Origin of the sequence: Pseudomonas petroselini (genome assembly GCF_045037875.1) — a bacterium.
Taxonomy (GTDB): Bacteria; Pseudomonadota; Gammaproteobacteria; order Pseudomonadales; family Pseudomonadaceae; genus Aquipseudomonas; species Aquipseudomonas petroselini.
This window is the reverse complement of sequence record NZ_CP173614.1, coordinates 6506906-6528156: the sequence shown is the minus strand read 5'-3', so window position 1 is coordinate 6528156 and position 21251 is coordinate 6506906. Positions and strand designations below refer to the sequence as shown.

The 21251-nt window shown below is 59.3% G+C and carries 27 protein-coding genes; 14 read left to right on the top strand and 13 right to left on the bottom strand.

The annotated features are described in order from the left end of the window. Window positions 1–106: 106 nt before the first annotated feature. Entirely contained in the window at window positions 107–1075 is a 969-nt protein-coding gene (locus tag ACI512_RS30220) for a polyprenyl synthetase family protein (RefSeq protein ID WP_236382513.1), read from the bottom strand. Between the two features lie 239 nt (window positions 1076–1314). On the opposite strand from ACI512_RS30220, the gene rplU reads away from it, so the two are divergent. The 7 genes from rplU to ACI512_RS30185 all read left to right on the top strand — a co-directional run bounded on the left by rplU (window position 1315) and on the right by ACI512_RS30185 (window position 7010). After that, window positions 1315–1629, top strand: a complete 315-nt coding sequence (gene rplU / locus ACI512_RS30215) for a 50S ribosomal protein L21 (RefSeq protein ID WP_007950961.1) — start codon at window positions 1315–1317, stop codon at window positions 1627–1629. Between the two features lie 34 nt (window positions 1630–1663). Further along, on the top strand, window positions 1664–1921 hold the full coding sequence (rpmA, locus tag ACI512_RS30210; protein ID WP_003176049.1) for a 50S ribosomal protein L27: 258 nt from the start codon (window positions 1664–1666) through the stop codon (window positions 1919–1921). A gap of 193 nt (window positions 1922–2114) precedes the next feature. Then, a complete protein-coding gene (gene cgtA / locus ACI512_RS30205; protein ID WP_015885843.1) occupies window positions 2115–3338 on the top strand; it encodes an Obg family GTPase CgtA in 1224 nt (407 codons plus the stop codon). Window positions 3339–3449: 111 nt separating this feature from the next. Next, window positions 3450–4568, top strand: a complete 1119-nt coding sequence (gene proB / locus ACI512_RS30200; protein ID WP_026013771.1) for a glutamate 5-kinase — start codon at window positions 3450–3452, stop codon at window positions 4566–4568. 15 nt (window positions 4569–4583) lie between these two features. Further along, window positions 4584–5048, top strand: a complete 465-nt coding sequence (locus ACI512_RS30195; RefSeq protein WP_015885841.1) for a CreA family protein — start codon at window positions 4584–4586, stop codon at window positions 5046–5048. Window positions 5049–5149: 101 nt separating this feature from the next. Next, entirely contained in the window at window positions 5150–5632 is a 483-nt protein-coding gene (locus ACI512_RS30190) for a glutathione peroxidase (RefSeq protein ID WP_043205883.1), read from the top strand. A gap of 274 nt (window positions 5633–5906) precedes the next feature. Further along, a complete protein-coding gene (locus ACI512_RS30185; RefSeq protein WP_236382511.1) occupies window positions 5907–7010 on the top strand; it encodes an NADH:flavin oxidoreductase in 1104 nt (367 codons plus the stop codon). On the opposite strand, the gene ACI512_RS30180 is transcribed toward ACI512_RS30185, so the two are convergent. Further along, a complete protein-coding gene (locus tag ACI512_RS30180) occupies window positions 6979–8181 on the bottom strand; it encodes a glycosyltransferase family 1 protein (protein WP_015885838.1) in 1203 nt (400 codons plus the stop codon). The genes ACI512_RS30185 and ACI512_RS30180 overlap by 32 nt on opposite strands. 54 nt (window positions 8182–8235) lie before the next feature. Then, on the bottom strand, window positions 8236–9003 hold the full coding sequence (cysZ, locus tag ACI512_RS30175) for a sulfate transporter CysZ (RefSeq protein WP_405121476.1): 768 nt from the start codon (window positions 9001–9003) through the stop codon (window positions 8236–8238). Between the two features lie 295 nt (window positions 9004–9298). On the opposite strand from cysZ, the gene trxB reads away from it, so the two are divergent. Then, on the top strand, window positions 9299–10261 hold the full coding sequence (gene trxB, locus ACI512_RS30170) for a thioredoxin-disulfide reductase (RefSeq protein WP_046035192.1): 963 nt from the start codon (window positions 9299–9301) through the stop codon (window positions 10259–10261). 280 nt (window positions 10262–10541) lie between these two features. Here trxB and ACI512_RS30165 read toward each other — a convergent pair whose 3' ends face one another. Beyond that, window positions 10542–10883, bottom strand: a complete 342-nt coding sequence (locus tag ACI512_RS30165) for a HopJ type III effector protein (RefSeq protein WP_236379693.1) — start codon at window positions 10881–10883, stop codon at window positions 10542–10544. Between the two features lie 205 nt (window positions 10884–11088). Here ACI512_RS30165 and ACI512_RS30160 point away from each other — a divergent pair, with 205 nt between their 5' ends. Then, complete coding sequence (locus ACI512_RS30160) at window positions 11089–11634, top strand: hypothetical protein (RefSeq protein WP_208602921.1); 546 nt, start codon at window positions 11089–11091, stop codon at window positions 11632–11634. Between the two features lie 43 nt (window positions 11635–11677). On the opposite strand, the gene ACI512_RS30155 is transcribed toward ACI512_RS30160, so the two are convergent. From ACI512_RS30155 to ACI512_RS30130, 6 genes are read right to left on the bottom strand one after another with little or no spacing between them, the layout of a single operon-like run. Continuing rightward, complete coding sequence (locus ACI512_RS30155) at window positions 11678–12247, bottom strand: hypothetical protein (RefSeq protein ID WP_082893994.1); 570 nt, start codon at window positions 12245–12247, stop codon at window positions 11678–11680. 46 nt (window positions 12248–12293) lie between these two features. After that, complete coding sequence (locus ACI512_RS30150; RefSeq protein WP_064055185.1) at window positions 12294–12605, bottom strand: DUF1244 domain-containing protein; 312 nt, start codon at window positions 12603–12605, stop codon at window positions 12294–12296. A 16-nt stretch (window positions 12606–12621) separates the two neighbouring features. Next, window positions 12622–12999: a dihydroneopterin triphosphate 2'-epimerase gene (gene folX, locus ACI512_RS30145; protein ID WP_043205882.1), complete on the bottom strand. Its 378-nt coding sequence runs from the start codon at window positions 12997–12999 to the stop codon at window positions 12622–12624. Between the two features lie 2 nt (window positions 13000–13001). Next, window positions 13002–13562, bottom strand: a complete 561-nt coding sequence (gene folE, locus ACI512_RS30140) for a GTP cyclohydrolase I FolE (RefSeq protein WP_064055184.1) — start codon at window positions 13560–13562, stop codon at window positions 13002–13004. 20 nt (window positions 13563–13582) lie between these two features. Then, window positions 13583–14293: a dihydromonapterin reductase gene (gene folM / locus ACI512_RS30135; RefSeq protein WP_122811848.1), complete on the bottom strand. Its 711-nt coding sequence runs from the start codon at window positions 14291–14293 to the stop codon at window positions 13583–13585. Between the two features lie 57 nt (window positions 14294–14350). Beyond that, entirely contained in the window at window positions 14351–14911 is a 561-nt protein-coding gene (locus ACI512_RS30130; protein WP_064055182.1) for a hypothetical protein, read from the bottom strand. Window positions 14912–15213: 302 nt separating this feature from the next. Between ACI512_RS30130 and ACI512_RS30125 the strand changes: the two genes are divergently transcribed. Continuing rightward, window positions 15214–16083 carry a MerR family transcriptional regulator gene (locus ACI512_RS30125; protein WP_236379694.1) on the top strand — a complete coding sequence of 290 codons (870 nt, stop codon included), beginning with the start codon at window positions 15214–15216 and terminating at the stop codon, window positions 16081–16083. A 2-nt stretch (window positions 16084–16085) separates the two neighbouring features. Here the strand turns inward: ACI512_RS30125 and ACI512_RS30120 are convergent, their stop codons facing one another. Both ACI512_RS30120 and ACI512_RS30115 read right to left on the bottom strand, forming a co-directional pair. Next, the gene (locus ACI512_RS30120) at window positions 16086–16691 is read right to left on the bottom strand and encodes a hypothetical protein (protein ID WP_015885828.1); all 606 of its coding nucleotides are present in this window, start codon (window positions 16689–16691) and stop codon (window positions 16086–16088) included. Between the two features lie 61 nt (window positions 16692–16752). After that, complete coding sequence (locus tag ACI512_RS30115; RefSeq protein WP_015885827.1) at window positions 16753–17220, bottom strand: PAS domain-containing protein; 468 nt, start codon at window positions 17218–17220, stop codon at window positions 16753–16755. A 129-nt stretch (window positions 17221–17349) separates the two neighbouring features. Here ACI512_RS30115 and ACI512_RS30110 point away from each other — a divergent pair, with 129 nt between their 5' ends. The 4 genes from ACI512_RS30110 to ACI512_RS30095 all read left to right on the top strand — a co-directional run bounded on the left by ACI512_RS30110 (window position 17350) and on the right by ACI512_RS30095 (window position 20830). Next, window positions 17350–17811 carry a flavodoxin gene (locus ACI512_RS30110; protein ID WP_015885826.1) on the top strand — a complete coding sequence of 154 codons (462 nt, stop codon included), beginning with the start codon at window positions 17350–17352 and terminating at the stop codon, window positions 17809–17811. 246 nt (window positions 17812–18057) lie between these two features. Further along, on the top strand, window positions 18058–18840 hold the full coding sequence (locus ACI512_RS30105) for a class II aldolase/adducin family protein (RefSeq protein WP_236379695.1): 783 nt from the start codon (window positions 18058–18060) through the stop codon (window positions 18838–18840). Next, window positions 18840–19745, top strand: coding sequence for an alpha/beta fold hydrolase (locus tag ACI512_RS30100; protein ID WP_231809109.1), 906 nt, complete (start codon window positions 18840–18842; stop codon window positions 19743–19745). The genes ACI512_RS30105 and ACI512_RS30100 overlap by 1 nt, the downstream gene beginning before the upstream one ends. Before the next feature lie 173 nt (window positions 19746–19918). Continuing rightward, a complete protein-coding gene (locus tag ACI512_RS30095) occupies window positions 19919–20830 on the top strand; it encodes an SDR family oxidoreductase (RefSeq protein ID WP_064055178.1) in 912 nt (303 codons plus the stop codon). Window positions 20831–20991: 161 nt separating this feature from the next. Here ACI512_RS30095 and ACI512_RS30090 read toward each other — a convergent pair whose 3' ends face one another. Next, window positions 20992–21234, bottom strand: a complete 243-nt coding sequence (locus ACI512_RS30090) for a hypothetical protein (RefSeq protein ID WP_236379696.1) — start codon at window positions 21232–21234, stop codon at window positions 20992–20994. Window positions 21235–21251 lie beyond the last annotated feature (17 nt).

Genomic DNA, 21251 nt, shown 5'->3' with positions numbered 1-21251 from the left:
GGCTAAAAGTCGCACATTATATAGGGAATTGAGCCAAGGCAGGGCGTGGTCTTGGATAGGTAATGCAAACTAAATGCGGGAGGGGCTTGCCCCCTCCCACATTATTTTAGTGCGTACGCGCGACCGCAAACTCGCTCAGCTCAACCAGGGCGTCCCGGTATTCGCTGGCTGGAAGGGCTTCCAGGCACTTGATCGCACGGGCCACGTAATCGCGTGCCAGTTGCGCGGTGTACTCCAGGGAACCCGACGCTTCGACAGCGGTACGGATGGCCTCCAGGTCTTCGATCCCGCCTTTCTGGATCGCCTTGCGCACCAGGGCAGCCTGTTCCGGCGTACCTTCGCGCATGGTGTAGATCAGCGGCAAGGTCGGCTTGCCTTCGGCCAGGTCGTCACCGACGTTCTTGCCCAGGGTCTCGGCATCGCCACGGTAGTCGAGCAGGTCGTCCACGAGTTGGAAGGCCACGCCCAAGTGATCACCAAAGGTGCGCAGGGCTTCGGCCTGTTCGACCGTTGCGCCGCACAGCGCGGCGGCGCTGTGGGTGGAGGCTTCGAAGAGCATCGCGGTTTTGCCGCGAATCACTTCCATGTAGGTTTCTTCAGTGGTGCTGGCGTCGCGGACCTTTGACAGTTGCAGCACTTCGCCTTCGGCGATGATGCGCGTGGCCTGTGAAAGAATCTTCATCACCGGCATCGAGCCGAGTTCAACCATCATTTCGAACGAGCGCGAGTACAGGAAGTCGCCCACCAGCACGCTAGGGGCGTTGCCCCACATGGCATTGGCGGTCTCGCGGCCACGGCGCATGCCGGACATGTCGACCACGTCGTCATGCAGCAGGGTCGCGGTGTGCAGGAATTCGATAGTGGCCGCCAGCAGGCGCAGGTCATCGCCTTCGCGGCCCAAGGCCTTGCCACACAGCAACACTAATAAAGGACGCAGGCGCTTACCGCCCGCCGACGTAATATAGTCGCCAATTTTGGAGACCAGCGGCACTTTAGAAGTCAGCTGCTTCTTGATGATGCCGTCGACGGCGCTAAAATCGTCCGCGACCGCGCGGTAGAAAGCTTGGGGTTGCATCAGCGACAGTCGCTCCAGAAGGGTTGCGCGGCATGCTAGGACCCAGGCCCCCAGGTGTCAAGGCGCGATAGACGGCCACTTGCAAGCCTCCCATAGCTTGCGTACAATCGCGCACCCTGAACTTCCTGGGCAGCACCTGCCTTACGCAATTGCATTCGGGACGTCCATCCCATGCAGCCATGCCAGCCAATACCTCTTCTTATAAAGCGCTGGGTGAGCAGGATTATCGGAGAAATACCATGTCGTACGCAGTAATTGTTACTGGTGGCAAGCAATACAAAGTCGCCCCAGGTGAATACCTGAAGATCGAAAAACTGGAAGTCGCTACCGGCGAATCCGTTACTTTTGATCGCGTTCTGTTGGTCGCCAATGGCGATGACGTGAACATCGGCGCTCCAGTTGTTGCTGGCGCTACCGTTGTGGCTGAAGTGATCTCCCAAGGTCGTCACGATAAAGTCCGCATCATCAAGTTCCGTCGTCGTAAGCACCACATGAAGCGTATGGGCCACCGCCAGTGGTACACCGAGATCAAAATCACCGGTATTCAGGCTTAATTTCAGCCTAATTCCTCACTAGGAGAATTGACTCATGGCACACAAAAAAGCTGGTGGTAGTACCCGTAACGGTCGCGACTCAGAAGCCAAACGCCTTGGCGTTAAGATGTATGGCGGCCAGAAAATCATTCCGGGCAACATCATCGTGCGTCAGCGCGGCACCCAATTCCACGCCGGTTACGGTGTTGGCATGGGTAAAGATCACACCCTCTTCGCGAAAATCGAAGGCGTGATCAAGTTTGAAGTAAAAGGCGCTTTCAACCGCCGTTACGTGAGCGTTGTCGCAGCTTAATTGCGAGATCGCTGGAAAAGCCCTGTCTTGCGACGGGGCTTTTTCGTTTGTGGGGTGAGTCTCTTGCAAAGCTGTTTGTAATGGGCTCAAGCGCTGGATTTGCGGTCGTTGATTGAGGTCGCTGCGCTCATTTTTGCAAGAGTCTTATGTCTTGGTTTCTTAAGCTCGTCCGTGCGGCGAGAGGCGTTTTGTTATGAAGTTCGTTGATGAAGTTTCCATCCGAGTAAAAGCAGGCGACGGCGGTAACGGTTGCATGAGTTTCCGTCGCGAAAAATTCATCGAAAACGGTGGCCCAAACGGCGGTGATGGCGGTGACGGCGGTTCCATCTACATGATGGCCGACGAAAACCTCAACACCCTGGTCGACTATCGTTACACCCGGCACTTCGATGCCGAGCGTGGCTCCAACGGCGGCAGCACCGACTGCACCGGTAAAAAAGGCGAAGACCTGGTACTGCGCGTGCCGGTCGGCACCACGATCATCGACTCCGCTACCCAGGAAGTGATTGGCGACCTGACCAAGGCCGGCCAGAAACTGATGGTTGTGCAGGGCGGCTGGCACGGTCTGGGTAACACCCGATTCAAGTCCAGTACCAACCGTGCACCGCGCCAGACCACGCCAGGCAAGCCGGGCGAGCAGCGTGACCTCAAGCTGGAAATGAAAGTGCTCGCCGACGTGGGCCTGCTGGGCCTGCCGAACGCCGGCAAAAGTACCTTCATTCGCTCGGTCTCGGCTGCCAAGCCAAAGGTTGCCGATTACCCGTTCACCACCCTGGTACCCAACCTGGGCGTGGTCAGCGTCGACCGCTGGAAAAGCTTCGTGATCGCCGACATTCCCGGCCTGATCGAAGGTGCCTCCGATGGCGCCGGCCTGGGCATCCGCTTCCTCAAGCATTTGTCGCGCACCCGTTTGCTGCTGCACCTCGTGGACATGGCGCCGCTGGATGACACCAGCGCACCGGACGCCGCCGAAGTGATCGTCAGCGAACTGACCAAGTTCAGCCCGGCCCTGGCCGAGCGTGATCGCTGGTTGGTGCTGAACAAGTGCGACCAGATCCTCGAAGAAGAACACGAGGAGCGCGTCAAGGAAATCGTCGATCGCCTGGAATGGACCGGCCCGGTCTACGTGATCTCGGCCATCGCGAAAGAAGGCACCGAGCGCCTGACCCGCGACATCATGCGCTACCTCGAAGACCGCGCCGACCGCCTGGCGGCCGACCCGGTATTCAAGGCCGAACTCGCCGAGCTCGACCAACAGATCGAAGACGAAGCCCGTGCCCAGCTGCAAGCCCTGGACGACCAGCGTGCCCTGCGCCGCAGCGGCGTGAAGTCGGTCCACGACATCGGCGACGATGATTGGGACGAAGAAGACGTGGATGATGAAGACGGTCCGGAAATCATTTACGTGCGTGACTGATCCGTTGCGATAAACTTGAACGCCGCTCCTTATAGAGCGGCGTTTTAGTATCCGGGTTTAACGTTATGGGCGGCGCTGGGTCGCGCAACCCTCAATCTAAGGTTGAAGATGATGCGGAGCAAAGTGACAGGTGCGCAGCGCTGGGTCGTAAAGATCGGCAGTGCGTTGCTGACGGCAGATGGCAAGGGGCTGGATCGCGCAGCCATGAGCGTCTGGGTCGAGCAGATGGTGGCCTTGCATGAGGCCGGTGTTGAGTTGGTGCTGGTGTCGTCCGGGGCGGTTGCCGCCGGGATGAGCCGCCTCGGCTGGACCGCGCGACCCAGCGCGATGCACGAACTGCAAGCCGCCGCCGCCATCGGCCAGATGGGCCTGGTGCAAGCCTGGGAATCCAGCTTTGCCGAGCACGGCCGCCACACGGCGCAGATCCTGCTGACCCACGACGACCTGTCCGACCGCAAGCGCTACCTCAATGCCCGCAGCACCTTGCGCGCGCTGGTGGAGCTGAAGGTGATCCCGGTGATCAACGAGAACGACACCGTGGTCACCGACGAAATCCGCTTCGGCGACAACGACACGCTGGCCGCCCTGGTTGCCAACCTGGTGGAAGCTGACCTGCTGGTGATCCTCACCGACCGCGACGGCATGTTCGACGCCGACCCGCGCAACAACCCCGACGCCCAGCTTATTTATGAAGCGCGTGCCGATGACCCGGCGCTGGACGCCGTGGCCGGCAGCGTTGGCGGCGCCCTGGGCCGTGGTGGCATGCAGACCAAGCTGCGCGCAGCGCGCCTGGCCGCACGCTCTGGTGCCCACACGATCATCGTCGGTGGGCGCCTGGAGCGCGTGCTGGATCGTCTCAAGGCCGGTGAGCGCATCGGCACGCTGCTGTCGCCGGAACGCGGCATGCTCGCCGCGCGCAAACAATGGCTGGCCGGTCATCTGCAAACCCGTGGCACCCTGGTGCTGGACGATGGCGCGGTATCGGCCTTGTCCCAGGGTAACAAGAGCTTGCTGCCGGTCGGCGTCAAGTTGGTGCAGGGCAGTTTCCGCCGTGGGGAAATGGTGGTGTGCGTGGCGCCGGACGGTCGTGAGATTGCTCGCGGCCTGGCCAACTACAGTGCCCTTGAAGCGCAGAAAATTATTGGACAATCGTCTGACGCGATTGTCGGACTATTAGGCTACATGGCGGAACCGGAACTGGTGCACCGCGATAACCTGATTCTGGTCTAACCAAAGGAATACACAATGCGTGTCATGAAGGGATTGCTCGGCCTGCTGCTGGCCATGCCGCTGCTGGCCTCGGCCGAAGAAATTGGCCAAGTGTCCACGGTGTTCAAGTTTGTCGGCCCCAACGACCGCATTGTGGTCGAAGCCTTCGACGACCCCAAGGTCGACGGCGTGACGTGCTACCTGTCCCGCGCCAAGACCGGCGGTGTCAAAGGCGGCCTCGGCCTGGCCGAAGACCGCGCCGAAGCCTCGATTGCCTGCCGTCAGGTGGGCCCGATCCGCTTCAAGGGCGAGCTCAAGGACGGTGACGAAGTGTTCAAGGAGCGCACCTCGCTGGTGTTCAAGACCATGCAAGTGGTGCGCTTCCTCGACAAGAAGCGCAATACGCTTGTGTACCTGGTCTACAGCGACCGCCTGATCGAAGGCAGCCCGCAGAACGCCGTGACGGCCATTCCGATTTTGCCCTGGCCGACCGCTCAGTAACCCCCAGGCGAGTTTTGCAATCGGCGTCTATGATTGCAGGCTTGCGGGTTGTAATCTCGAAGGGCCGCAATGCGAAGAACATGGGATATCTGGAGTTCGTCATGAGTGCTTTCCACGACCTGAAACTCAAAGCTTTGGACGGACAAGAGCTGCCGCTGGCGCCCTTCAAGGGGCAAGTGGTGCTGGTGGTCAACGTAGCCTCCAAATGTGGTTTGACCCCGCAATACGCTGCGCTGGAAAACCTCTACCAGCAGTACAAGGCCCAGGGATTTACCGTGCTCGGCCTGCCGTGCAATCAATTTGCAGGCCAGGAGCCGGGTACCGAAGAAGAGATCCAGCAGTTCTGCAGCCTGAACTACGGGGTGACGTTCCCGCTGGGCAGCAAGCTTGAGGTCAACGGCCCCGATCGTCATCAGCTGTACCGCCTGCTGGCGGGCGAAGGCGCCGAGTTTCCTGGGGATATCACCTGGAACTTCGAAAAATTCCTGCTGGGCAAGGATGGGCGAGTGCTCGCACGCTTCTCCCCGCGCACCGCGCCGGATGACCCCACGGTCGTCCAAGCCATCGAAAAAGCCTTGGCCTGAATACGTCCAGGAGGCTTTTGTGGTGAGCGGGCTTGCCCCGCGCTGGGTGGCGAAGCCGCCCTAAAATCAGACGCCGCATTTCTAGACAGAATGCGGCGTTTTTATTGGGGCGGCTTTCGCCACCCAGCGCGGGGCAAGCCCGCTCACTACAGGTCAGCGGCAACCGGGCTATCCCACTTTTACCTCTTAATCACTCAGATCAATAGTGCTACCCAGCGCTTTGCGCTGTCCATATTATCCACGTCATAAACCCCGTCTCTCGTGGAGTGCTCCCATGCCCGTCCAGGCCTTGTTCAAACCCTTCCAGCTCGGTGCATTGCAACTGTCGACCCGCGTCGTCATGGCGCCCATGACGCGCTCGTTCTCCCCAGGCGGCGTGCCCAATTCCAAGGTGATCGAGTACTACCGCCGCCGCGCTGCCGCCGGCGTGGGCCTGATCATCACCGAAGGCACCGTGGTCGGCCATCAGGCGTCCAACGGCTACCCCAATGTTCCACACTTCTACGGTGAGGCTGCCTTGGCTGGCTGGAAGAAAGTGGTCGACGCCGTGCACGCCGAAGGCGGCAAGATCGTCCCGCAGTTGTGGCACGTGGGCAGCGTACGGCGTATCGGCACTGAGCCTGACGCCAGCGTGCCAGCCTACGGCCCGATGGAAAAACTCAAAGATGGCAACGTGGTCGTGCACGGCATGACCCAGCAAGACATCAAGGCGGTGATCGACGCCTTCGCCCAAGCCGCCAAGGATGCCCAGAGTATCGGCATGGACGGCGTGGAGATCCACGGCGCCCACGGCTATCTGGTCGACCAGTTTTTCTGGGAAGGCAGCAACCAGCGGACCGACGAATACGGCGGCAGCTTGGCCAAGCGCTCACGTTTTGCCATCGAGCTGATCCAGGCCACCCGCGCCGCCGTTGGCCCGGACTTCCCGATCATCCTGCGTTTCTCCCAGTGGAAACAGCAGGACTACACCGCGCGCCTGGTGCAAACCCCCGAGGCGCTGGGTGAGTTCCTCAAGCCACTGTCTGACGCGGGTGTGGACATTTTCCACTGCTCCACCCGCCGCTTCTGGGAGCCTGAATTCGACGGTTCCGACCTCAACCTGGCCGGCTGGACCCGCCAGCTTACCGGCAAGCCGACCATCACCGTGGGCAGCGTCGGCCTGGATGGCGAGTTCCTGCAGTTCATGGTCAACACCGACAAGGTCGCGCAACCGGCCAGCCTGGAGAAGTTGCTGGAGCGCTTGAACAACGACGAATTCGACCTGGTCGCCGTGGGCCGAGCCCTGCTGGTGGATCCGGATTGGGCCGTGAAGGTGCGCGAAGGCCGCGAAGGCGACATCCTGCCCTTCAGTCGTGAGGCGTTGACGAGCCTGGTGTAAGCGGCGACAGGGCGGGCACCGGGTGCCCGTCCTTGCAGACCCCGCGCAGTTGGCGCTCGAACTGCTCGATAATCGCCGGCCAGCCCTGGCGGCTCGCATGCTGGCGTGCATTCAGGCGCATGCGGCGCAGGCTTTCGGCGTCCTCCAGCAGCCAGTTGGCGGCATCGCAGAATGCATCCTCGTCCCCCGGCATCGCCAGCACGCCGTTGTAGCCATGGCGTATATGCTGGGTCGCTGCGGCCTGGTCATAGGCCACCACGCCCAATCCCGACGCCATCGCTTCGAGTACCACGTTGCCGAAGGTTTCGGTCAGGCTGGGGAATAGAAACACATCGCCTGACGCGTAATGACGTGCCAGTTCTTCACCGCGCAAGGTGCCGCAGAAGATCGCCTCCGGCAGTTCCTTTTCCATCATCGCGCGTTGTGGCCCATCGCCGACGACGACCAGTCTCATCTGACGCAGCGGGTAGCTGTCCTGCAAGGTCTCGAAGCAGCGCTTGAGCAGTCCCAAGTTCTTTTCCTGCGCCAGCCTGCCGACATAGAGCACGGCGGTTTGCTCACTGTTCAACCCCCAACTTTCCCGCAGCGCATTGTCGCGCTTGGCGGGATGAAACAGTTGGCTGTCTACCCCGCGCGCCAACATCCCCAGACGCTCGAAATGCCGGCGTTCCAGTTCCAGGCGCTGGCTGGCGCTGGGCACCAGGGTCAGGGTCGAACGGTTATGAAACCAGCGAAGGTAGTGGGTGACCATCCGGCTCAGCAGGCTCAGGCCGTATTGGTTCGAGTACTGCTGGAAGTTGGTGTGAAAGCCGCTGACCACACTGATCCCCAGACGCCGCGCGGCGCGCAAGGCGGATAGGCCCAATGGCCCCTCCGTGGCGATGTACAGCACGTCCGGGCGCTGGCGTGTCCAGCGCCGCAGCAACTTGTGCATCGACGACTGCCCCCATTGCAGGCCCGGATAACCCGGTAGCGGCCAGCCGCGACACAGCAGCAATTCGTCATCGCTGGGACGGCTCTGATCGACGCCTTGGCGCGGGCGCACCAGTTCGACTTGGTGGCCACGTGAACGCAAACCCTCGCACAGGCGGCCAAGGGTATTGGCCACCCCGTTGATCTCTGGCGGGAAGGTTTCGGTAATGAGGGTGATGTGAAGCGAGGCTGTCGTCATGACCCACAGTGTCACTGTGGGCCATGTCGTCATTGTGTCATCGAGATGATGGATTTATGACCGGGTCACTTTTTGCTGCGATGCCATGGCCTCGGCGCCTTGTTCGCGCACCCAGAACAGTGTGGCCCCGGCCACCGCCGCCGGCATCATCAGCAGGTTGACCACCGGCACCAGCAGCACCAGGTAGACGATGCCGCCGAAACTCATGCTCTGCCAGCGCTTCTGGCGCAGCCAAGCGAGCATTTCGTTCCAGCCCAGCTTGTGGTTGTCGGCCGGGTAGTCGATGTATTGGATCGCCATCATCCACACGCCAAACAACAGCCACAGCGGCGCAGCGATCAGGTTGACCACCGGAATGAACGACAGGATAAACAGGCCGATGGCCCGTGGCAGGAAGTAGCCCAGTTTGCGCATTTCCCGCGCCAGCGTGCGCGGGACCATGGCGATCAACTCACCCCAGCTGAAGGCCGGGAAGTCATCGGTGCCGCGCACCACCACTTCCACTTTTTCCGAAAGAAAACCGTTGAACGGCGCCGCGATAATATTGGCCAGCATGGTGAAGGTGAAAAACACCATCAGCACTACCAGCACCACAAACAGTGGCCATAGCAGGTAATTCAGAAAGCTCAGCCAGCTCGGCAGTGTCGGCATCAAGTGGTCGACCCACAGGCTGAACTGATGGCCGGCGAAATAGATCAAGCCGACGAACAGCACCACGTTGATCGCCAGCGGCAGCAGCACAAACAGGCGCAGGCCGGGGCTCAACACCAGTTTGAGGCCTTCACGCAGGTATTGCGGGCCGGAAAGAGCAGGGGCGGGCATGGAGAACTCCGAGCAAGGGGGACGAACGCGCCGACCTTACCGGCTTTAAACCTTGGGTGAAAGCGGCGACATCATAAGTAACATCTAGGCAAGAATCCTGTCGATCAACCTGGTCGACTGCATAGAGACCACCTATGAGCTGGATTGTTATTCCGTATTTCCTTAATCTTGCCCCCCTCGATACGCTGCACCCATTATTTTTCAGGGCCTGCGAGTTCAAGCCTTCCCCAAGTGCTTCGTAGTCCCTTTTTTATTCCAGCCGCCTTGTAGTCCGGGCGGTCGATAGGAGTGAGTCATGTCTGATACCCGTCATTCGCGAGTGATTATTCTCGGTTCCGGCCCTGCCGGTTACAGCGCTGCGGTCTACGCTGCCCGGGCCAACCTCAAGCCGCTGCTGATCACCGGCATGCAGGCGGGCGGTCAATTGACCACCACTACCGAAGTCGACAATTGGCCGGGCGACGTCCACGGTCTGACCGGCCCGGTGCTGATGGAACGCATGAAAGAGCACGCCGAGCGCTTTGAAACCGAAATCGTGTTTGATCACATCAACAAGGTCGACTTCTCCAAGAAACCTTACAGCCTGACCGGCGACAGCGGTGTGTACACCTGTGACGCGCTGATCATCGCCACCGGCGCCAGCGCCCGTTACCTGGGCCTGCCATCGGAAGAAGCGTTCATGGGCAAGGGCGTTTCCGCCTGTGCGACCTGCGACGGTTTCTTCTACCGCAACAAGCCGGTCGCCGTGGTCGGTGGTGGTAACACGGCCGTGGAAGAGGCACTGTACCTGGCCAACATCGCCAGCACTGTGACCCTGGTTCACCGCCGCGAGACCTTCCGTGCCGAGAAGATCCTGATCGACAAGCTGCACGCCCGTGTCGCTGAAGGCAAGATCATCCTCAAGCTCAACGCCACCCTGGATGAAGTCCTGGGCGACAACATGGGTGTGACCGGTGCGCGCCTGAAGAACAACGACGGCAGCTTCGACGAGCTGAAAGTCGACGGCGTATTCATCGCCATCGGCCACACGCCGAACACTTCGTTGTTCGAAGGCGTGCTGGACGCCAAAGACGGTTACCTGGTGGTGCAGGGCGGCCGCGAAGGCAACGCCACTGCCACCAACATCGAAGGTATCTTCGCCGCCGGTGACGTGGCTGACCACGTGTATCGTCAGGCCATCACCTCGGCCGGTGCCGGCTGCATGGCGGCATTGGATGCCGAGCGTTACCTCGACGGCCTGCAGAACGCTTCGTTCTGAACTCGTTGAAATAAAAAAACCGGCTGAGAGGCTAATGCCCGTCAGTTAAGGGTGAGCACCGTACCTGTGGCGAGGGAGCTTGCTCCCGCTGGGTCGCGAAGCGGCCCCAGCTCTTTGTTTCAAAAGACTGGGACTGCTGCGCAGTCCAGCGGGAGCAAGCTCCCTCGCCACGGGTTACTTTTCGTTCTTGCTGCTTCTTAACTGACTGGCATTGGGCTGAGAGGCCGGTTTTTTTGTGGGAGGGGAAAAGCTCCCTCCCACATGTTGATCTGCACCTGACTCAGGACTTGCGGGTCAGTGGCTGTGCAGTGAACTTAACGCCTGCCAGGCCATGCGCGATCAACGCGCGGATATTGCCATGGTCATTGCCCTCAGGCGTCGCCACCACCGAACGGTAATGCTCACCAAATGCCAACAGCGCTTCCTGGTCGCTCAAGCCTTCCAGCAGTGCCAGGCCCAAGGTCTTGCACGACCCTTCGTTCTGCCCCGCCGCATTTTCTACATCACCATTGGTAAAGGCTTGGGGCTGGTAGTCATAACCTGCGGCAACAAACGCCAAGGTATCGGCAAAAACGTGTTCGCCGCTGTTGAGGCTGGCGCGCAGAGTGGTCAGGTCGGTCATGGGTATGGAGCCTTATTAACGTTCGGAATCAGTATTCATCAGCGTATGTGCACGCGCGCCCATGGTAACTTTTTTGCTTGTTGAGATCATTCCATGCCAGGATATTTTAAAGCGTTTGCGTTTTCGTCTTGGTGCTTCCTAGAATCCGTGCAGTCACTCGGCTCGGTTTAAGGAGTGCGGGGTTTGAATAACAGTAGGAGTTGCTGTGTTAAGGATAATGCTGTCTGCGGCGATTGCGGGGATCGTGTTAAGTGGTTGTTCAGTCGCTACCTACAGCCATAAGCTGGAGGACGTTCAGGGCGGCGAACGTGTCGGTGTGAGTTTTGATAACCGTAATATTGACTATGTTCGTGTTTACCCCAATACCGCTACGTGTATCAACCTGGATGACCCGCAAAATGGCTACACCAATAATGCGGTCGGTTTTCAGACGGCATTGAATAATAAAATCGAAGGGTTTCCCGAGATCCCTGAAACGCCTCCGCTACGCCGCGAGTTTTGGGTCAGTGCACAGCGAAATATTGCAGTGCGCATGATTACCGCTAATGGTTCGTACAGTACCGTTACATTCAGACCGGTCGTAGGCTCTTACTATTATGTGACCGGGCTCTTCGTTAATCAGTATGCACCGCGCAAGCTCACTGTTTATGAAGTCTATAAAACCGAGAAGGGCTACTACGATAAAAAGCCGGTCACCGACCTGGCCTTGAAAAACTGTGATGAGGGCACTTCAAGGTTGCAGAGGTTCTGATTCGAGCGTGGCAGGCAGCCGTTGCGGCTGCCTGCCCGCAGTATTACGTCAGCTTGTACCCCACAGCACGATTTTCGTACCAGGCATCCAGGGTGGAAAGCAGTTTTTTTGCCTGTTCTACCGTCAGCCCGAAGTAGCGATCCTTGCCATCGATGTGAATCACCAGCATCGGCACGCCCGCGCGGGTCTGAGTAAAGTCAAACTGATACTCGACCTCTCTGTTTTCGAAGAGATAGCCATAGGCGTTACCCGCAGGCCGTTTCATCGTTAAATGTTTGGCGGTGTGCGTATCGGCCTGCGCCCACAGTAGAAAGTCACGTACCGGTTTAACTTGTGCCGGGTAATCGTTTCGGATAAAGCCAAAGAAGCTGACATTGTCACTGGGGTTGATAAACTTCGCTAACGCAATTTTCTCTTTGTTGTCCGATATCTTTACGTCGAAAACACGTTGCTCGGCGCAATCGTTGAACGCCGGTTTGAATTCACAAGCGCCCAAGCCGCTCACCGAATAAATTTCGTAATAGCGTCCGCTGGCGTATTTGTCAGCGGTGGAGCAAGCGCATAACGATAACAGGCCCAGCGTTAAAGCGAGTGTGTATACAGAGTGCTTCACTTAACCTTCCTTTGGTTGTTTTAACGTTAATTCGCTATTGCCGAATTCAGCCTTTGACGGGCGCAGGGTCATTGACGCCTTTGGCGAACGCCGCCTGCTGGTCGGCACTGGCTTCTTTCTGGTACTGGGCTTTCCACTCGGCGTACGGCATGCCGTACACCACTTCACGGGCGTCATCGAGGCTGACGTCGATCTGGCGTTCATCGGCCGCGGCCTTGTACCACTTGGACAAGCAGTTACGGCAGAAGCCCGAGAGGTTCATCAGGTCGATGTTCTGCACATCCTTGCGGCTGTCCAGGTGGGCCACCAGCCGGCGGAAGGCGGCGGCTTCGAGTTCGAGGCGTTGTTGGTCGTTCATAGGGCTCACTGACAATTCAGGGGTGGCGGCTGGCTGCCAGGGTAATCGAAACCGATTCGGCAAAGCGCAGCGCATGGGGCTTGTCCACTTCGACTTCGGCGTACAGCACCGACTCATTGCTCATCACCAAATCCAGCAGCTCCTGGGTCAGGCGCTCCAGCAGGGCAAAACGGTTGCCCTCGACGTGGGCGATGATCGCCTTAGTGATGGTGCGGTAGTTCAGCGCGTGGTCGATATCGTTGTCGCGCACGGCTTCCTGGGCGGCATACAGGATGGTCAGGTTGATCAGCACATCCTGTTTGTTGAGGATCTCGTCCTCGTTGATGCCGATAAAGGTGCGCAGGCACAGGTCCTTGACCCGGATGCGCGCCATGCCTGGTTGAAGTTGTGGCATTGCTACTTGCTCCGTCCGATCAGTTGCAGGAACTCCATGCGCGTGGTGTTCGACTCGCGGAACGCGCCGAGCATCACCGAGGTGTTCATGGTTGAATTCTGTTTTTCCACCCCGCGCATCATCATGCACATGTGCTTGGCTTCGATTACCACCGCCACACCGGCTGCCTGGGTCACGTCCTGGATAGCGTCGGCAATTTGCCGGGTGAGGTTTTCCTGGATCTGCAGGCGGCGTGCAAACATATCGACGATGCGCGCCAGTTTCGACAGGCCCAATACCTTGCCGGTCGGAATATAGGCCACGTGGGCCTTGCCGATAAAGGGCAGCAGGTGGTGCTCGCACAGCGAGTACAGCTCGATGTCCTTGAGGATCACCATCTCGTCATTGTCAGAGGTAAACAGCGCGCCGTTGACGATCTCTTCCAGGTTCTGCTCATAGCCATGACACAGGTATTGCATGGCCTTGGCGGCGCGCTTGGGGGTGTCGAGCAAGCCTTCGCGCTCGGGGTCTTCGCCCAAGCCCTTGAGGATCTCGCGGTAATGGTGGGGCAGGGATACGGTCATACAACATCCTCACAAACGGCTTACTTGATATGCCGCCCGCCGTTGACGGTCAGGGTGGTACCGGTGACATAGGGGTTGTCCAGCAGGTAGCGCACGCTCTGGTAGATCACCTCGGGCCCGGGTTCGATGCCCAGTGCCGACTTGGCCAGTACCTTGGCGCGGTAGGCTGCGTCGTCGCCGTCGTTGAACATCACCATGGCCGGCGCGATGCCGTTGACCTTGATCGACGGCGCAAACTGCGCGGCAAACGACAGCGTCAGGCTGTCGAGCCCTGCCTTGGTGGCGCAATAGGCGATGTGTCGGCGGCTGCCCTTGCGCACCACGTCATCGCTGATATGCACGATATCGGCGGGTGAAGAGCGTTGCAGCAAAGGCGAACAATGCAGGTTGATCAGGTACGGTGCAAGCATGTGTACGCTGAACATGTCGGTAAAAGCGCGGCTTTCGTCGCCAGGCGTTTCCGCGACCCAGGCCGAGGCGTTATGGATGATCGCGCGCAGACTGTCGGTCCGGGTCTTGAGCTCAGCGATAAACGCCAGAATCCCGGCCTCGCTGGAGAAGTCGGCATACACACCGATCGCGCCGCGTTCACGCAGGGCATGTACGCCGGGGCGCTCATTGCGGTAGCTGAAAATAACCGAGTGGCCCTCGTCCAACAGGCGCTGGGCGCAATGCAGGCCGACACGTTGGCCGGCGCCGGTGATCAGGATCGGGGCGTTTGTTGCGGTCATGGGGAGCTCGAATCGCTGGCAGATTGAAACTATACCAGCGACCGGCCGCCCCTGTATTCACGCCGCAGCTTCAGTGGCCTTGCGCGGTGCCGGGGCAGGATGCAGCCAGTTTGCCAGCAGATGGGTCGACAATGGGATGAACCAATAAACCATCAGCGGCGTAAGCGCCAGGGTGCTGACCAGTACGCGCGGCGCCAGGTCCAGCCCGCCGAGCAGTGGTCCCAGCACAAAGTTGAACAGCAGCGACACCGGGAAAAACGCCAGCCAGATCGCCACGGCCTGTTTCCAGCGAGGAGGGCGTGCACCTGCCGCGCCGAACCAACCATCAATGCCGCGTACGCGGTGCTCGGAAGGGTCGGCAAACAGTTCACTGCCACGGCTCAGCCACGTACTGCGCGAGGCTGAAAACTCCCAGGCATGCAGGGTTTTTTCATCGGCGAAGCGGAAAATGATCTGGAATTCATCATCGTTGGGCGGCGGGGCAAGTACGCCTGAGCCCAGGTAGCCGGGAAAGTCCGTGGCCAATTGCTCGCCTTCGCGCAGCCAGGCCATGAGTTCTTCGTAGCGACCCTTGGCCACGCGACGCGCAACCATCAAGGTGACGGGAGAGGTAGACATTGTGTATCTCCAAGTATTCGGGTGCGCTGGGCCGGGTAGGGGGCGCACAAACATAGCGGCGGGGTGTTGCCGCTACGTAAAAACACGCAAGGATTATTCCCGTTTTGTAGAAATACACCAGCGGCATTGGTCCGAATAAGCAGGGACCTTGAAAAAGACAGGTCTAAAGGCGTTAAATGAGGATCCAATTTTCGTTGGTCTTTTGGTCTCTCATACCCGTGATTACTGCCTCAAGTGATAGCAATTTGCATCTAGAATCGCTCGATTCGGATGAGCTGTTTCCGATTCGTGAAGTCTCGAGAATGACAGGCATCAATCCAGTCACCCTGCGTGCCTGGGAGCGGCGTTATGGTCTGATCCAGCCCGTGCGCACCGAGAGTGGGCACCGGCTCTACTCCAAGGCCGATATTGCGACCGTTAATGGCATCCTCGATTGGATCGAGCGAGGTGTATCGGTGAGCAAGGTCGGCAAGATTCTCGCCCGCGACGATTTGCAGGCCAGCGTGGTTCGCGCTGGGCACGATGTGATCGAGGAAGGTGAATTGCCACAATGGCGGACGCGGCTGTTACACGCCGTCAGCGCCTTTGACGACCGCCAACTGGAGAGCCTGTACGGCCAGATTTTTGCGCTCTACCCCATCAGCGTGGCGTTCCAGGACATTCTTATGCCCTTATGGAACGAGCTGTTGCGTCACCAGGGGCGTTTTGGCCAAGCCAGTGAGTGGCTGTTCTTCGACGCCTTCCTGCGTATCCATACCTTCCAGCGCCTGCAAACCGCGACCCTGTCGCCTGCGCCCCGTGTATTGCTGACGGCCATGCCTGGCGAGTGCCGCAAATTGGAGCTGCTGGTGGCGGCGCTGTTGATCAGTCGGGATGATCTGGCTGTTAAGGTGCTGGGCATGGGCCAGCCTTTTGATGAATTAACCCTGGTCTGTGAAAAGACTCGCCCCCAGGCACTGATCATCTTTTCCAACCACGCACATAACCATGACCTGCCTGGGCGCCTCAATCGCCTGGCATTGACCCTGGATTGCCCGCTGTTCCTGGCGGGTGCTGCGTCAGACCTGGCGCAGAAAGAGCTGGCAGGTTCGTCGATCGGTTGCCTGGGCAGTGAAGGGCGCCTGATGCAGCGCCGCTTGCAGCAGTTTCTCAGCGGTAACCTGGATACCTGAAATCAGGCGTGCGCCTGCGGGTGCACCATGCGGTGCTGATGCAGAATGAATTGGCGCAGGCGCTCGATTTCATCTGCATCACTTTGGCTCAGGCGGTAGGCAAACAAGCCCCGGGCGGTTTCCCGCTCCAGTGTCCCGCGCAATGCGATGCGCTCGTAGCCGGATGGGCTGAACCAAAGCGAAAAGGTCTTCGGCGGCTTGACCCGACCACGAACTTCCACCAGTACGCCCTTGAATGACACTTCGTGCACCCACAGTGCGCCGGCGATGCCGTTGACGTTTTCCAGTGCCACCGGGGCCTCAAGCGCGAGACGCCACGGACGGATCATGGGCCCGTCTTCGAAGATACTCGGCACCCCCAGGCGAAGGTGCACGGCGTGAAACTCATCTTCCACCAGGTGCAGCGGGAAGGTCAGTTGCTGGTTATCGAACTGCGCCTGGATAGTGAGATGGTCGTGGGCGGCGAGTCGCGTGAGCAAATCGCGAATCTGTGCACCACCGTTGACTGTCAGGCTCGACGAAGTATCCCGCAGGTTGAGCTGCGGGTTGTGCTGCATATTCTGAATGAAATCCAACTCATCCTGGGTCAGAAGCGCGTCGCGTTGCATCGCTCTTGCTCAATGGTAGGAGGTGTTAAAATGCCATTATCGCCTCTAATGATGACATCTCCTAAATTTTGTTGAATCCGCTCGTCGCTTTGAGCGCAGCCAGTTCGGCTTTTACCTGGTTCAGTTCGGCTTCCAGTTGACCCACCCGCTGCTGGGCCTTGACTTGCAAGGTGACGTCTTTCTGTACACCCACAAAATACGTCTGCTTGTCGGCTTCGTTATACACCGTCGAAAGCGACAGTTCGTTCCAGAAATGGCTGCCGTCCTTGCGGTAATTGCGCAGGATTTCCCGGCATGCGCCACCGCTCTCCAGTGTTTCCCGAATTGCCATCAGGGCCGGCTGATCGCGGTCGCCCGATTGCAGGAAGCGGCAATCCTGGTAGAGGATTTCATCCAGGGTGTAGCCGGTCAGGCGTTCGAATGCCGGGTTGACATAGATCAGCGGCTTGTCCTTGCCTTCGCGTTCGGCGACGACGATGCCGTCGTTGGAAGCGTTGATGACCAGTTGCATCAGCTTGGCGTTAATCATTGAGCGGTCCATGGCTTGTGATTGGAGTTGGCAGTTTATGACATGCTCTGAATGTTGCACGGGGTGCGCCGAAATATTTGCGTCAGCTGTTAATATCCCAGGCTTTCGCTCAACTACAGGATTAGATTGATGAAAGTCGCCATCCTTTCCGGCTCGGTCTACGGCACCGCTGAAGAAGTCGCCCGTCACGCTGCCGACCTCCTCAAAGAGGCCGGCTTCGAAGCCTGGCATAACCCCCGTGCCAGCCTGGCGGATGTACAGGCGTTTGCCCCGCAGGCCTTTCTGGCGGTGACCTCTACCACCGGCATGGGCGAACTGCCCGACAACCTGCAACCGCTGTATTCGAGCATTCGCGACCAATTGCCCGCCGCCTGGCGCGGCCTGCCCGGTGCGGTGATCGGCCTGGGCGACGCCAGCTATGGCGATACCTTTTGTGGTGGCGGCGAGCAGATGCGCGAGCTGTTCGGCGAACTGGGCGTGCGTGAAGTGCTGCCGATGCTGCGCCTGGATGCCAGCGAAAGCGTCACCCCGGAAACCGACGCCGAGCCCTGGCTGGCTGAGCTGGTCACTGCACTGCGCGCTTTAGCGTAAGTTCGCTTGATTCTCAGGCATCCAGTGCGGTTGCTGGCGGTGACGGTGCCCATGGAAACCGCCCGCGCCGCGCCTTTATTGGCGGCACTTCTCTGACGCCGCTTGTGAGGATTTAAACTATTCTCAACGCTGACCCGCACGGTCATCAAGCTGGCTGCCAAGGCAACTCCTCCAGCCACGACCTCTGACTAGACTGGCCCATCAGTCAAAAAAACAATAAGAAAATGCGCCAAGGAGGTCATTATTGTGAGTCTAGCCCCGGTCCTATCGTCATTGAGTCTCAAAGATCAGGTCAGCGCCGCCGAGTGGCAAACCCGCGTCGACCTGGCCGCCTGTTATCGCCTGGTGGCGATGCATGGCTGGGATGACCTGATCTTCACCCACATCTCGGCGAAGGTGCCGGGTACCGATGATTTCCTGATCAACCCCTATGGGCTGATGTTCCACGAAATCACTGCGTCGAGCCTGGTCAAGGTCGATCAGGCCGGCAACAAGCTGATGGACAGCCCCTACGAGATCAACCCTGCGGGCTACACCATCCACAGCGCCATCCATGAAGTGCGTCACGACGTGACCTGCGTGCTGCACACCCACACCGCTGCCGGTGTCGCGGTGGCGGCGCAGAAACAGGGCGTATTGCCGATCAGCCAGCAGTCGATATTTGTCTTGTCGAGCCTGGCCTATCACGCCTACGAAGGGGTGGCGCTGAACCACGAAGAGAAGGCCCGTTTGCAGGCCGACCTGGGCGACAACAATTTCCTGATGCTGCACAACCACGGTCTGCTGACCTGCGGCGACACCATCGCCGACACCTTTTTGATGATGTTTATCTTCCAGCGCGCCTGCGATATCCAGGTGCTGGCGCAAAACGGCGGTGCCGAATTGATCGCCATCGGGCCGCAGATACTCGCCGGTGCCAAGGTGATGGCGGCGGCGGTCACCAAGAGTGCTCAAGGTATGGGGGGCGCGCTGGCCTGGCCGGCGTTGCTGCGCAAATTGGGCCGCGTCGATCCTGAGTATAAAACCTGATGCCACTCGCCGAGATCCCCCTCAGTGTCTGGCGCAAACGCAGCCAGACCTTCGACTTCCATGGCCGCACCATCCGTTACTGGGTGGCAGGGCAGGGTGAGCCGTTGCTGTTGATCCATGGTTTTCCCACCGCCAGTTGGGACTGGCATTACCTGTGGCAACCGCTGGCCCAGCGCAACCTGGTGATCGCCTGCGACATGCTCGGCTTTGGCGATTCCGCAAAACCCCTGGACCACGGTTATTGCCTGTTGGAACAGGCGGATTTGCAACAGGCGCTGCTGGAACACCTGCGCGTCAAGCAACCGGTGCACGTGCTGGCCCACGACTACGGCGACAGCGTCGCCCAGGAGTTGCTGGCTCGGCACTACGAGGGCCGTTTTCACATGGCCAGCTGTGTGTTTCTCAATGGTGGGTTGTTCCCTGAAACTCATCGCACCGCGCTGGTGCAAAAGCTTTTGCTCAGCCCGCTGGGTTGGATGATCGGCCGAGCCTTCGGGCGTAATGCCCTGGCGGACAGCTTCAGCCAGATATTCGGCCCCAATACCCGCCCGAGTGAGAGCGCCCTGGATGACTTCTGGAGCCTGATCAATAGTCACGAAGGCACGCGCATCCTGCACAAACTCATCGCCTACATCCCACAACGGCGCCGCTTGCGTGAGCGTTGGGTGCAGGCGATGCAACGGGATGACGTGCCGCTGCGGGTGATCGATGGCGAGATCGACCCGATCTCCGGTGCCCATATGGTCGAGCGTTACCGCGAATTGGTGCCCCACGCGGATACGGTGCTGCTGGCCAATATCGGTCACTACCCGCAGATCGAGGCGCCGGTGCAGGTGCTCAAGCACTATCTGGTGTTTCGTGAGCGCATTGCTGGCCCAGTGTGGGGTGTGGCTTGCCTGCGATAGCATCGCGGCGGTTCAACTGAAAGACCGAGGCGCTTGCATCGTAGGTACGCCTGCGCCCGCATGATCATCCCTCTGCCTTATCGAGCACCATTCAGGCTCAGTCGTGGTTATTGTGACCATGGCCCCTGTGCCTGACACTCGACCCATTCCCATTGTCGCCATTGGAGTTTGGTATGAGTGATTCAGTGCAGTTCCAGGATAAGGTCGTGATCGTCACCGGTGCCGGCGGCGGATTGGGCCGGGCACATGCGCTGTTGTTCGCCAGGCATGGCGCCAAAGTGTTGGTCAACGATCTGGGCGGCTCCACCCAGGGCGAAGGTGCCAATGCTTCGGCCGCCGACCGCGTGGTGGCTGAGATTCGCGAAGCCGGCGGTATCGCCGAAGCCAACCATGACTCTGTCACCGACGGTGACAAGATCGTGCAGAACGCCCTCGACGCCTTCGGCCGTGTCGACGTGGTGGTCAACAACGCCGGTATTCTGCGTGACAAGACCTTCCACAAAATGGACGACAGCGACTGGGACCTGGTTTACCGGGTGCATGTCGAAGGCGCCTACAAAGTCACCCGCGCCGCCTGGCCGCATCTGCGCGAGCAAGGGTATGGCCGGGTGATCTTCACCGCGTCCACCTCGGGCATCTACGGCAACTTCGGTCAGTCCAACTACGGCATGGCCAAGCTTGGGCTGTATGGGTTGACCCGCACCCTGGCGCTAGAAGGGCGCAAGAACAACATCCTGGTCAACGCCATTGCCCCAACAGGCGGAACGCGCATGACCGAAGGCCTGATCCCGCCGCAAGTATTCGAGCGCCTCAAGCCGGAGCTGGTCAGCCCATTGGTGGTGTACCTGGGCAGTGAGGCGTGCCAGGAAACTTCGGGCCTGTTTGAAGTGGGCGGCGGCTGGATCGGCAAGACCCGCTGGGAGCGCAGCCTGGGTGTAGGCTTTGATCCAGAGGCCGGTTTTTCACCCGAGGATGTGGCGGCGCACTGGCAGCAGATCTGCGACTTCGAAGGGGCGGCTCACCCCAAGGACAACATCGAGGCCTTGAAGGAAATGATGGCCAATTTGCAGAAGTACAGCCTGTGATCATTGCTTGAAAAAGCTTTAATCCTACGGGGCGCTGATAGCGCCCCGTTTTATTTTTGGCAAAAAAAAGCCGCTGCAAAGGCAGCGGCTGAAGTAAGACGTTGGATCAAGGAGCGACAAATCAACGTCCGTTAACACAGGTAACAGATTGAATAGAGACATCAATCCATCTTGAGGCTGGCTTTTCTTCCGGAGGCGGAAGCGAGCGGTGTGCCCTGAAAGCCCGGCAAGAATAGCTGCTTGTAACAAAATGAGTAATGCCCATTCATGACAAGGACTGTTGCTGAATCGGCAACAATCACGCTGCGCTCCATCCATTCTCCTGATAGCCCGCCATCCACCCGACGCATGCGTGCGCCCAGACCCCGGCCAGAGCGCCTTGTCATCCTTTCGAGCGACAACACGAATCCCTCCTTGGTGC